The following is a 12,302-nucleotide window of genomic DNA, read 5'->3' as shown; positions in this document are numbered from 1 at the left end:
ACCACAGTGGTCACCGGTCCGGCCGCGACAATGATGCGGGAACGGGAACCTCGGCAGAGTTCCGACATCGGACGGAGAGGGGTCGCACCTCGAAGGAGGCGCCCCGGCCCACCCCTACCCCCCACAGGGTCATCCGATCGGAGGACGCTCGCGGTCCGGCGATGCGCTTCAACAGCGCTCTCTGCGGCGCATCGGGCGCCGCGCCGCGGACAGGCCGGATGAGCGACGCCTCGACCCTTCCCTCGCTGCTCGGCTCCCTGGCCACTTCCTACGCACTGGTCCTCGCCGTGCCGGGGCCGAACCTCCTCGTGGTGCTGCGCGCGAGCGTGGTGGCGCCCGGGCGGGACACGGTCCTGGCGGCGCTCGGCGTCGCCTGCGGTGCGGCCGTCGCGACCGCACTCGCGGCGGGCTGCGCCTCGCTGCTGCCGTCGGGACCGCTCGGCCGGCTTCTCGGCTCGGTGGTGTTCGCGGTCCTGCTGGCCCGGGCCGCCCTGCGCATGCTGATGGGCACCGCCGGCGCCCCGGTCGATCCGACCCGCCTCGCGCCGAGCCGGGGCGGCGCGACCTTCGCCCTCGGGCTCGTGGCGGCGGCCTCGAACCCGGTGACGATCCCCTTCTTCGCCGGCTTCTTCACGGCCGAGGCGCATGGCCTCATGCCGAACGCCGCCCCTCTCGCCTGCCTGCTCGTCTTCGCGATGGCAGCGACGTGGTTCGGCTTCGTCGGCTTCGTGCTCTCGCGGCCCCCGCTCCGGCGGCTCGTCGCTGCGGGCGGGCGCTGGATGCGCCTCGGCATCGCGGGCGCGCTTCTCGGCATGGCGGTGCTCGCCCTCTGGCGGGTGGCGAACTGACGGGAACGGCGCCGGCTCGATCCGCACTCGCCCCTCGACTCCCACATCAAGCCGTTCTCGCAAGCCGCCGGGCGGGCGACGATCCTTCACATATCGCGAGCTCACCCCGGCACATGGGAGCCGTCGACCGGCAGGTAGCGCAGATGGTCGGCGGTCGGGCCGGCCTCCCGCAGCCGTGCCAAGCCGCGTTCCATGTCGCGGCGGCCTGCCTCCCAGCGGTCGCGGATCGAGGCGGGCGAGAAGTCGAGGGTCTTGGCCGCCACCTCGTCGAGCCCGGCCCGATAAGCGAGGTGCAGCAGGGTGGCGTGCGCGGCCTCCGGCGCCAGACGCTGCCGCAACGCGTACTCGCGGCGCAGAGCCGCAACCGTGCGGCGGGTGGCGCTCGCGAAGACGAGGTCGTGCGCGCGCTCCAGAACCGCGTCGAGCGATCGTGGGCGAGGCGCCCGCAGGCTGAACAGCTCGACGGCGATGCACAGGAGATCCCGCTCCGGCGGCTCCGCCAGGACCAAGTCGATCGGCACGTTGTTCGTGTAGCCCGGGTCGCACAGGAGGCGCCCATCGATCTCGACCGGGGGAAAGGCCGGCGGGATCGCGGCGCTCGCCAGGATGTGGGCGGGCCCGATCACGTCCCGTCCGGTCCGGAAGACGACCTCGTCCCCGGTCTCCAGGTCGACGGCGCAGACGGAGAGATCGATGTCGCCCCGGTTGAGCCGGTCGAAATCCACCAGCCGTTCGAGCGTCCGGCGCAGCGGCGCGAGATCGTAGAGCGCGGTGTCGTTCGGCATCCAGGGCAGAGCCGACCACAGGCCCGGGAAGCGATGCCGGAAGATCGAGGGCCGGCCGGCCAGGGCAGCGAAGGTCGAATGCAAGCCGTTGTAGATCTGGCGAAGCTTGAGCGGCTCGCCCGGCGCGGCGGCGGTATGGACTGCCGCTTCCGCCCAGAATTCCCGGAGCCGTGGCCCGCGCAATGCCGGCGGATTGCCCGCGATGAGCGCCCCCGTGACCGCGCCGATCGATGCGCCGACGATCCGGCCGGGCGTGATGCCGCGGGTGAGAAGATGGTCGCAAGCCCCTGCCAGGTAAGCGCCGAGCGCATTGCCGCCCCCCAGCACCAGGGCGACGTCCGGCGGCAGGGACACGGTGGTCCGGATCGTCGGCGCGCCGGCCGGCTGCTTCCCCTGGGGCGGGATCGGCTCGGGCGGCATCAGCTCGGCCTCGAGACAGCCGGCATCGGAACGACGGTCACTTCCGGGCCACAGCGAGGAGTCGAGGCGGGTCCGCCGATCCTGATCAACGAATTCAATGAAAGACCCCAAACCACTGATACGAAATCCAAATCATCCGCCATGACGGGGTCTCGAGCCCTCGGATCCGGCCGGACATGATTCGGCGCCGATGAAGAGGCCACGAAAACCGGACGCCTTCGCGGCACCTCGCGCATTGCACGAGAGTCCGCGCTCAAGGCGCTATGATATCAGGAGATTTGCCGGGCGCAGCCCCATGCCTCCGCGCAGGGCCGCGCCCGGTTCCCGGCTCAGCGATAGTGATCGCTGCTCGCGCTCATCCGGCGGGCCACGTAGTCGCCGCTCACCGACCGCTGGCCGAACATCAGCCATGCGAGGCCGAACCCGATCGCCCCCGCCACGAACCACCCGGCCAGCGTGGTGCCGTCCACGTCACCGACCACGTCCCGTCCGCGCTGGACGTAGCGTGTGCCCTGTTCGGCGACGTCGTCCCAGCGGTCCGACGCCTGATCGGCGAGGTTGCGGGCAGCGCTCGTCGCTTGGTCGTAGAGCGAGTCGCCGCCCGGGACGCCGCTGCTGCGCGAGGTCGTATGGCTACCGGCCTGACTTCCAGCCATGTTCATCCTCCACCCTGTCGGCCGAGGTCCTGCGGCGCCTCGGCGTTGGCGTGCGAATCAACGTCACGGTCGCTGGCAGTGTTCCGGCGAAGCCGGGTGCTCACTCCGGCGCGGGCAGGCTGGCGGGCTCGTCGGGCTCCGGTCCCCAGGCGCCGAGGGTGTGACTTTCGGCTCGGCCGATGGTCTCGGCCTCGGCGCCGTCCGGGCAGGTCTCCGGCGGCCCTTCCGCGATCGCCGCGAAGGCAGCCTGGCCTTCGGGCGTCGCCAGCACCTGCCGGAAGAGCGCCCGGTCGGCCGTGCGCAGATGCCCCCGTTCGAACCGGGCATAGACCCGACCCGTCGCCGGATCGGCGAAGCGGATCACCCGCATTGTCCGGGCGCAGGCCCGGAGGAAGCCGGTGTTCCGCTCCGGCGCCATCTCCTCGGGTCCGGGATAGACGGCGCGCGGGCAGGCCGCATCGATGTTGATCTTCCGGAACCGGTCGACGTCGAGGAGCCGCGCGACGTCGAGGATCGTCATCTCGCCGTTCCAGCCGAAGGCGACGGTGCGCGGGCGCTCGCCCGCCGGCACGCTGTTGTCGAGGAACTCCGTGTGCACCCGCCGGTCGGGCTTCAGCGCCCAGGTGAAGAACAGGCGCGGCATGCCGGTGAAGGCTTCGACATTGTGGGCGAGGAGATCGTCCACCGCCTTGTAGCGGCCGAACCGCTCCCCGCGCAGCCACGCCCGCTCCACCGTCGCGTCGGGCGGCGTGATCATGAACAGCATGTAGATCCGGTCGCCGAAGCGCGTGAGGAGCTGGCTGCCGTCCTCGGCACGGGAATCCGCCGCGAAGCTGTCGAAGCGGAATCGATCGATGAGCAGGTGCGACATCCGCCCGTCGCGGGCCTTCGCCGCCATGTAGCGGTCGAGCTTGGTGTTGACGATCTCGACCTCGTGGCCGGTGAGCGTGCCGGCGTAGCGCCGGGCCGGCCCGAGAGCGGCGTAGTCGAGCAGGAACTTGCGCCAGATGTCGGGGCTGATCAGCGCGAAATCCGACCATGCCACGCCGATGCGCCCGGCAAGCGCCCGCTGCAGCGGCCGCATCGTGCTCTTGCCCGCGGCGGAGGCGCCCTTGACGTTCATGACCACCGGCCGGCCCTGCGGCGCGAGCAGCCGGTAGCCCTCCCGCAGGGCCGCCTCGCGGAACCACGGATCGAGGAGCCGGCCGATCTGCTGGCTGCCGATGCCGTTCGATACCAGCGTGCCGGCGATCCGCAGGATCAGCGCTTGGTCGCGGATGAGCCGGCCGCGGTGGCGGATGATCGCGCCGACCACGCGCAGCAGCGCCTCGGCCGAGGCGGCGGCGAGCGGATCCCCGTCGTCCGTGGCACGGGCCTGCGCCTCGGCGAGGCGCCGGAGCGCCCGCTCTTCCAGCGCTTCCTCCGGGATCGCGGGCGGCCGGCGCGCGAGGCCGAGCCGCGCCCGCCAGCCTGCGGGGGCCGCGGGCGCCGAGGGCGCGAAGATGGCCGCCAGTTCCGCCGCCATCAGGCCGTGCGCCCGTTCCGTGAGCGCGTCGAGGGCGGCGGCGACCGCGCCGAGCCGGGGCCGGATCGCCGTCGCCAGGATGCGCTCCGTCATGCGCCGGAAGTTCACGCCGAGATCCGCGTATTCCCGGCCGGTCGGCACCGAGAGGTCGGCGGTCACCCGCACCAGCACCTCGTGCACGGCGAGCCGCTCGGGGCGGAAGGCGACGAGATCCTGGGGGGCGAGCCCGCAGACCCCCGCGAGATCCTCCGCGTCGGCGAGCGGCGTGGCGACGTTCTCGGGCCGGAACACGGTCGCGAGCGGCAGGAAGGCCCGCGGCAGGGCCGATTGGATGCCCGGGTTCCAGGGACCGAAGGCCGTCCCGGCGACCTCGCGGGTCGCGGCGACCTCGGCGGCGGGATCGCGGAGCATGGGCGGATCTCCCCGGTGGCAAGACCTCTGTTTGACACATGGTATCTGGTATGCCAACCTGTGTCATCGCCCTTCGCTGGGCGGGAAGAGCGGATGCCGGCAGCGGCGCCGCCGAGGGCCGGGCACGATCCGCTCCGGCTCGAGGCGGCGCGGGCGGCGAACCGCCGAGACCCGAGGAAGCGCCCGATGGAGAGACGGCCGAGGCTGATCCCGGACCCAGGATGGTCCGGACCGGGGCGGGACACCGCCGGGCCAGGCTGCCGGCCCCGCATGATCGGGCATGCCCGCGGGATCGTCCCCGTGATCCCCCGCGAGACCGCCGTGGAGTCCGCCTCCCCTCACCCGTGAGCCGGACCGTCTCGGCCGGCAGCGCCCCGCGGCCGGCCCCGTGCAACCGATCAGAGCGAAGATGATCCCATGACCAAGGCACTCGAAGGCGTGAGAATCCTGGACTTCACGCATGTCCAGTCCGGGCCGACCTGCACCCAGCTCCTCGCGTGGTTCGGGGCCGATGTCATCAAGGTGGAGCGCCCCGGTGTCGGCGACATCACGCGCACGCAACTGCAGGACGTGCCGGACGCCGACAGCCTCTACTTCACGATGCTGAACGCCAACAAGCGTTCCATCACCCTCGACACCAAGAATCGGACCGGCATGGAGGTGCTGGAAGACCTCGTGCGCGCCTGCGACGTGCTGGTCGAGAACTTCGCGCCCGGGGCGCTGGCCCGCATGGGCCTGACCTGGGAGCGCATCCAGGCGCTCAACCCGCGCATGATCGTGGCCTCCGTGAAGGGCTTCGGGCCGGGCCCCTACGAGGATTGCAAGGTCTACGAGAACGTCGCGCAATGTGCGGGCGGCGCGGCCTCCACCACCGGCTTCCGGGACGGGATCCCGCTCGTGACCGGGGCCCAGATCGGCGATTCGGGCACCGGCCTGCACCTCGCCCTCGGCATCGTCACCGCCCTCTACCAGCGCACCCAGACCGGCCGCGGCCAGCGCGTCGACTGCGCCATGCAGGACGGCGTGCTGAACCTGTGCCGCGTGAAGCTGCGCGACCAGCAGCGCCTCTCGGCCGGGCCGCTCAAGGAGTACAGCCAGTACGGCGAGGGCGTGCCCTTCGGGGATTCCGTGCCCCGGGCCGGCAACGATTCCGGCGGCGGGCAGCCGGGCCGGATCGTGAAGTGCAAGGGCTGGGAGACCGATCCCAACGCCTACCTCTACTTCATCACCCAGGCGCCGGTCTGGGAAAAGATCTGCGACGTCATCGGCGAGCCGGAGTGGAAGACGCATCCGGATTACGCCAAGCCGGCCGCCCGCCTGCCCCGCCTCAACCAGATCTTCGAGCGCATCGAGCAGTGGACGATGTCGAAGACCAAGTTCGAGGCGATGGAGATCCTCAACCGCGACGACATTCCGTGCGGACCGATCCTGTCCATGAAGGAACTGGCCGAGGAGCCGTCGCTGCGCGCGACCGGCACGATCGTGGAGGTCGAGCACCCGGTGCGGGGGTCGTACCTGACGGTCGGCAATCCCATCAAGCTCTCGGACAGCCCGACCGAGGTGAAGCGCTCGCCGCTCCTCGGCGAGCACACCGACGAGGTGCTGCGGGAGGTGCTGGGCTACGGCGAGGAGCGGATCCTCGACGTCTCCGCCTCCGGCGCCATCGGCGCGATCCAGAAGATCGCCGCCGAATAGCTCCCGTCATCGACGGCGCCCGGTAGGGGCGCCGCCTGCCCTCAGACTGGACGGCCGCCGCGCTCCGAGCGGCCGAACGGGGAGGCCTGTCGCCGGGCTCCCCACGCGGAGGCAGCCATGCGCATCGCACTCATCGGTCAGCAGGATTTCGGCAAGGCCGTGCTCGAAGCCTTTCTGGCGCGCGGCGACACGGTCGGCGGGGTGTTCTGCGCCCCCGAGAAGGAGGGGGTCAAACCCGACGCCCTGCGCCTCGCCGCCGCCGAGCGCGGCCTGCCGGTCCACCAGTTCCCGAGCCTGAAGAGCCGCGAGGCGGCCGACACCCTGCGCGCCCTCGAGGTCGATCTCGGCGTGATGGCCTACGTGCTCCAGTTCGCGCCGCAGAGCTTCGTCGGCATCCCGCGTCACGGCACCATCCAGTACCACCCGTCCCTGCTCCCGCGCTATCGCGGCCCCTCCTCGATCAACTGGCCGATCGCCAAGGGCGACACGCAGACGGGTCTCACCATCTTCCGCCCGACCGATGGCCTCGACGAGGGCCCGGTGATCCTCCAGAAGACCTGCGCCATCGGTCCCGACGACACCCTCGGGGAGGTGTATTTCGGCCGGCTGTTCCCGATGGGCGTCGCCGCGATGCTCGAAGCCGCCGACCTCGTGGCCGCCGGGCGGCACGGCGAGACCGTGCAGGACGAGTCGATGGCGAGCTACGAGGGCTGGTTCTCGGCCAAGGCCGCGCGCCTGAACTGGGACGCCCATGCGGATCAGATCTACAACCTGATCCGCGCCGCCAATCCTGCCCCGGGCGCCTGGACGACCCTCGACGGGCGCAAGCTCCAGCTCTTCGATTCCCGCAAGCATCCGGTGCGCACCCTCGCCGCCGTGAAGGGCGTGCCCGGCGAGGTGGTGGAGATCGGCGAGGATTCGATCCGCGTCACCGCGCAGGGCGGGCAGATCGAGGTCTTCCGGCTGAAGCCGGAGGGCGGCGGCAAGATGCCGGCCGCCGCCTTCGCCCGCGAGGGCGGCCTGCGCCTGGGGCAGATCCTCGGCACCTGACCGTTCAGCTCGGGACGATCGTGTCCTCGAGGGCGTCGCCCTCCGGATCCGCGCTCTCGCTCTCCTGATGCGGGAAGCCGGCGAGCGGCCCGAGCGGCTTGAGGTCGCGCCCGAACAGCACGTCGCTCTGGAGGTAGAGGCAGGAGAGTTCGGCGAGCGAGCGCAGGGCGTTCACGTGCGTGCGCTCGTAGCCGTGCGAGGAATCCACGCCGAAGCAGATCAGCGCCGTGCGCAGGTCGTTGCCGGCCTCCAGCGCCGAGGCGCTGTCGCTGCGGTAGAACCGGAAGGCGTCGCGCTCGTAGCGGATGTCGTTCGTCTCGCAGAGTTCGATCAGCCGGCGCGTGAGATGGAAGTCGAACGGGCCGGCGGAATCCGCCATGCTAATGGTGACCCCCGATTCCCGGCTCGCCTGCCCCGGCGCCACGGTGCCGTTGTCGATGGTCACCATCTCGGCGATGTCGCCGTGCAGGACGGAGGAGGCACCGACGCCGACCTCCTCCGCGATGGTGAACAGCATGTAGGTGTCGACCGTGGGCTTGCGGCCGGCATCCTTCATGGCCTTCATGGCCGCGAACAGCACGGCGACGCCCGCCTTGTCGTCGAGGTAGCGCGAGTTGATGTAGCCCCGGGGCGAGAATTCCGGATTGGGATCCACCGCGACGAAATCGCCGACGTTGAAGCCGAGGCGCCGCAGGTCGTCCACGCGGTACGAGAAGGCGTCGACCCGCATCTCGACGTTGGTCCAGTCGACGGGCTGCGTGTCGACCTCCTCGTTGAAGGTGTGGCCGGAGGCCTTCAGCGGCAGGATCGTGCCGCGATAGCTGCCCTGATCGGTGAAGATCGTGCAGCGGGCGCCCTCCGCGAAGCGCGACGACCACGTGCCGATCGGGATCAGGGCGAGGCGGCCGTTCTCCTTGAGCTGCTTGACCATCGCGCCGAGGGTGTCGACATGCGCGACCATGGCCCGCGCCGGGCCGGGCCCCGCGCCCTTCAGGGTCGCCCGGATGGCGCCGCGCCGGGTCAGTTCGAAGGGCACCCCGAGCCGCTCCAGCTCCCGCCCGCAGAAATGCACGACCTGATCGGTGTAGCCGGTGGGACTTGGGATCTCGAGCAGACGCTTGAGGAAGTCGAGCATGTAATCGACGTCGATCCGCACCGGCGCGGACGCGGCGGCAAAGGGCTTGTTCACGGGATCAGTGTCTCCGGATGCGCGCGGCGGCGATCGTCTGGGGAAACAGCATGTCGATGAAGCGCTCGGCGGTCGGCTGCGGCTCGTGATTGGCGAGGCCGGGCCTCTCGTTCGCCTCGATGAACCAATGCTCGGGGCCGCGCACGTCCGGGACCATCAGGTCGAGGCCGACCACCGGGATGTCGATGACCCGGGCGGCCTTGACGGAAGCCGCGACGAGGTCCGGATGGATCGCGTCGGTCACGTCGTGGATGGTGCCGCCGGTGTGGAGATTCGCGGTGCGACGCACCCGCAGGGTGGTGCCCTCCTCCAGCACGTCGTCCAGCGTATGGCCCGTGCGCTCGACGCAGCGCCGGGTCTCGTCGTCGAGGGGAATGCGGGATTCGCCGCCGGTCGCCGCGGCACGCCGCCGGCTCTGGCGCTCGATCAGCTCGCGCACGCTGTGCCGGCCGGTGCCGACCACCTCCGCCGGCCGCCGGATCGCCGCCGCCACCACCTTGAAGTCGATGACGACGACGCGCAGGTCGTCGCCCGCGACGAATTCCTCCATCAGCACCGTGTCGCAGACGCGCTTCGCCTCGGTGATCGCCGTGCCCACCTCCTCGATCGTGGTGAGGTTCACGGCGATCCCGCGGCCCTGTTCGCCGCGGGCGGGCTTCACGACGACGGCGCCGTGCTTCTCCAGGAAGGCCCGGGCGGCGGCCTCGTCGCCCGCCACGCCCTGGTCGGGCACCCGCAGGCCCGCGCCCGCGAGCAGGCGGCGCGTGAGCGCCTTGTCGTCGCAGATGGTCATCGCGGCGGCCGAGGTCGCCGAGGACAGGCTCTCGCGGCAGACGAAGCTGCGGCCCCCGTGCGAGAGCCGCACCATCGAGGTCGGCTCGTCCACCACCTCCACGGTGATGCCGCGGCGGCGCGCCTCGTTGGTGATGATCTGCGCGTAGGGATTCAGGGCGGCGTCCGGCGAGGGGCCGGTATAGAGCTTCTCGTTGAAGGAATTGCGGGTCTTGATGGTGAAGATCGGCAGGCGCGCGAAGCCGAGCTTGTCGTAGAGCGCGATCGCCTGGGCGTTGTCGTGCATCACCGAGAGATCCATGACCGCCCGGCCGCGCTCCCGGAACAGGCTGGCCAGAGCCCGCACCAGCCCCTCCCCGACGCCCGGATGCGGCGTCTGCGGATCGACGGCGAGGGACCACAGCGAGGCGGCGTTCTCCGGATCACCGAAGGCCGCCGCATGGTCGACGCCCGTCGCCGCGCCCAGGATCGCGCCGGTCCGGGCATCCTCCGCCACGAGGTAGGTCAGGATCCCGTCCTCCTGCGGCGGCCACGCGAAGGCGGTGTCGATCTGCACCATGTTGCGGGCGCGGCAGATCCGGTTGATCGCCTCGATATCGGCGAGCGCCGCCACCGGGCGCACCCGGAATCCCTGCGGCGCCCCCGCCGCCGCGTCGAAGCCCGTGAGGTCGAGACGATAGGCGTGGGACGGATCGAGGAACAGCTCGGTGGGGGCGAGCGCCAGCACGACGTGCGGCTCGGCCACGTAGAAGGCCACGTCGCGGTGGCCGGGCTGCTCCTGGAGCAGCACGTCCACGAGATCGGCCGGATCGCGAAACGTCTGTCCGAAGATCAGCCGGCCCCAGCCGCACTCGACGGCGACGTTCGCCGCCCCCGGGGCGGCCGGGGTTGATGTCGACGGCATGGATGCGGGACTCGCCATGTTCATCAGATCGCGTGGGTCTGGAGCCAGAATTCGAGCAGCGCGACCTGCCAGAGCTTGGAGCCGCGCAGCGGGGTCATGTGCGCCTCGGGCTCGGCCAGCAGGCGGTCGACATAGGCCCGGTTGAACAGGCCGCGCTCGCGGGCGACGGGCTCGTTCAGGACGTCGCGCACGAGGTCGAGGAAGGGCCCGCGCAGGTACTTGAGCGCCGGGACCGGGAAGTAGCCCTTGGGGCGGTCGATCACCTCGGAGGGCACGACGCGCCGGCCGGCCTCCTTGAGGATGTACTTGCCGCCCTCGCGGATCTTGAGGTCGGCCGGCACGCGGCCGGCGAGTTCCACGAGATCGTGGTCGAGGAACGGCACCCGGGCTTCGAGCCCCCAGGCCATGGTCATGTTGTCGACGCGCTTCACCGGATCGTCGACCAGCATGATCTCGGTGTCGATCCGCAGCGCCTTGTCGATCGGCCGCGGGGCGCCGGGCCGCGCGAAATGCGCCGCCACGAAGGCGCGGCTGACATCCTCGCCCACGAGATCGGGAGACAGCACCTCGCGCATCTCCGCGTGGTCGCGGTCGAAGAACACGCGCGAATAGGCGGAGACCGCGTCGGTCGCGTCCATCATCGGCGGATACCAGTGGTAGCCGCCGAAGATCTCGTCGGCCCCCTGCCCGCTCTGCACGACCTTGACGTGCTTCGAGACCTCCTCCGAGAGGAGATAGAACCCGATCGCATCGTGGCTGACCATCGGCTCCGACATCGCCGCCACGGCGCCGTGCAGGGCCGGCAGGGCCCGCGAGGAATCGATGCGGATGCGGTGATGATCGGTGGCGAAGCGCTCGGCGATGATGTCCGAATAGGTGAACTCGTCGCCCGCCTCGCCGCCCACGCTCTCGAAGCCGATCGAGAAGGTCTTGAGGCCGCGCTGCCCGGCCTCCGCCAGCAGCGCCACGACGATCGAGCTGTCGAGCCCGCCGGAGAGCAGCACGCCGACCGGCACATCGGAGACGAGGCGCCGCTCCACGGCCTTGCGCAGCGTCGCGAGCACGGCCTCGCGCCAGTCGGCCTCGGTCATGCCGCGATCCGCGGGGCGCTCCGCGACCGTGGCCTCCCAGTAGGTCTCCTGGTGACGCCGCCCGTCCGGCTCGATCGTGATGATCGTCGCCGGGGGCACCTTGCGCACGCCCTTCAGCATGGTGAGCGGCGCGGGCACCACGGCGTGGAAGCTCATGTAATGGTGCAGGGCGGCCGGATCGATCGCGCGGTCGACGTCGCCGGCGGCGAGCAGCGCCGGCAGGCTCGACGCGAAGCGCAGGCGCGACCCGGATTCCGCGTAGTAGAGCGGCTTGATGCCGAGGCGGTCGCGCGCGATCACCACCCGGCCGCTGTCGCGCTCCCAGAGGACGAAGGCGAACATGCCGTAGAAGCGCTCGACGCAGCGAGGCCCCCAGGCGTGATACGCCTTGAGGATCACCTCCGTGTCGCCATCCGAGAAGAAGGCGTAGCCCTTGGCGCGCAGCTCCTCGCGCAGGCTGCGGAAATTGTAGATGCAGCCGTTGAAGACGATGGCGAGGCCGAGCCCCGGATCGACCATCGGCTGCTGCGAGGCCGGGCTGAGATCGAGGATGCTGAGGCGCCGGTGGCCGAAGGCGATCCCGCCCTGCGCGAAGCTGCCGCCCGCGTCGGGGCCGCGCGGCCGAAGCGGCCCGGCCATCGCCGCCACCGCCGCCGCGTCCGGCGGCGCGCCGTCGAGCCGGATTTCGCCGCAGATTCCGCACATGCGCTCGCACCTCGTCCCGTTACAAACTGACGCGCGCCCGCGACCGATCGGCCGGCAACCACGTCGCGCGTGGGCCGGACGAGCGGTGCCGTCGAGGCGCGCAAGGCCAATGCGCGTGGCTGGACAAGGTTCCGAATGACCGCCTTCGGGCTTGCCGCCCGCGGTTCGATCCGCCGTCCGCCCTGGGAAAGTGGTGCGTCACATCTTGCCTAAGGGCATAATTGGTTCAAG

Annotated in this window: 9 protein-coding genes; 3 read left to right on the top strand and 6 right to left on the bottom strand. The window is 71.1% G+C overall.

Features of this window, described 5'->3' with window-relative positions:
* Positions 1-218: 218 nt before the first annotated feature.
* Positions 219-848 carry a LysE family transporter gene (locus ACE101_RS20105; RefSeq protein ID WP_379133196.1) on the top strand — a complete coding sequence of 210 codons (630 nt, stop codon included), beginning with the start codon at positions 219-221 and terminating at the stop codon, positions 846-848.
* A gap of 101 nt (positions 849-949) precedes the next feature.
* Here the strand turns inward: ACE101_RS20105 and ACE101_RS20100 are convergent, their stop codons facing one another.
* From ACE101_RS20100 to ACE101_RS20090, 3 genes are all read right to left on the bottom strand, one after another.
* Positions 950-2,053, bottom strand: a complete 1,104-nt coding sequence (locus ACE101_RS20100; RefSeq protein WP_379133192.1) for a patatin-like phospholipase family protein — start codon at positions 2,051-2,053, stop codon at positions 950-952.
* Positions 2,054-2,382: 329 nt separating this feature from the next.
* The gene (locus tag ACE101_RS20095; RefSeq protein WP_379133190.1) at positions 2,383-2,709 is read right to left on the bottom strand and encodes a hypothetical protein; all 327 of its coding nucleotides are present in this window, start codon (positions 2,707-2,709) and stop codon (positions 2,383-2,385) included.
* 100 nt (positions 2,710-2,809) lie between these two features.
* Positions 2,810-4,645: a hypothetical protein gene (locus ACE101_RS20090; RefSeq protein WP_379133187.1), complete on the bottom strand. Its 1,836-nt coding sequence runs from the start codon at positions 4,643-4,645 to the stop codon at positions 2,810-2,812.
* Positions 4,646-5,062: 417 nt separating this feature from the next.
* Here ACE101_RS20090 and frc point away from each other — a divergent pair, with 417 nt between their 5' ends.
* Together frc and ACE101_RS20080 are read left to right on the top strand one after the other, a co-directional pair.
* Positions 5,063-6,340 (top strand): formyl-CoA transferase, encoded by a 1,278-nt coding sequence (gene frc, locus ACE101_RS20085; RefSeq protein WP_379133184.1) that lies wholly within the window; start codon positions 5,063-5,065, stop codon positions 6,338-6,340.
* 117 nt (positions 6,341-6,457) lie between these two features.
* Positions 6,458-7,390, top strand: a complete 933-nt coding sequence (locus ACE101_RS20080) for a methionyl-tRNA formyltransferase (RefSeq protein WP_379133181.1) — start codon at positions 6,458-6,460, stop codon at positions 7,388-7,390.
* 4 nt (positions 7,391-7,394) lie between these two features.
* On the opposite strand, the gene ACE101_RS20075 is transcribed toward ACE101_RS20080, so the two are convergent.
* The 3 genes from ACE101_RS20075 to ACE101_RS20065 are packed head-to-tail and all read right to left on the bottom strand — an operon-like array spanning position 7,395 to position 12,071.
* Complete coding sequence (locus tag ACE101_RS20075; RefSeq protein WP_379133178.1) at positions 7,395-8,579, bottom strand: osmoprotectant NAGGN system M42 family peptidase; 1,185 nt, start codon at positions 8,577-8,579, stop codon at positions 7,395-7,397.
* A 4-nt stretch (positions 8,580-8,583) separates the two neighbouring features.
* Positions 8,584-10,293, bottom strand: coding sequence for an N-acetylglutaminylglutamine synthetase (ngg, locus tag ACE101_RS20070; RefSeq protein ID WP_379133176.1), 1,710 nt, complete (start codon positions 10,291-10,293; stop codon positions 8,584-8,586).
* A 5-nt stretch (positions 10,294-10,298) separates the two neighbouring features.
* Positions 10,299-12,071: an N-acetylglutaminylglutamine amidotransferase gene (locus ACE101_RS20065; protein ID WP_379133173.1), complete on the bottom strand. Its 1,773-nt coding sequence runs from the start codon at positions 12,069-12,071 to the stop codon at positions 10,299-10,301.
* Positions 12,072-12,302 lie beyond the last annotated feature (231 nt).

The sequence above is a fragment of the Methylobacterium carpenticola genome, from assembly GCF_042748905.1.
GTDB classification, from domain to species: Bacteria; Pseudomonadota; Alphaproteobacteria; order Rhizobiales; family Beijerinckiaceae; genus Methylobacterium; species Methylobacterium carpenticola.
The sequence above is the reverse complement of the archived record's forward strand: the minus strand, read 5'-3'. Positions and strand labels throughout refer to the sequence as shown.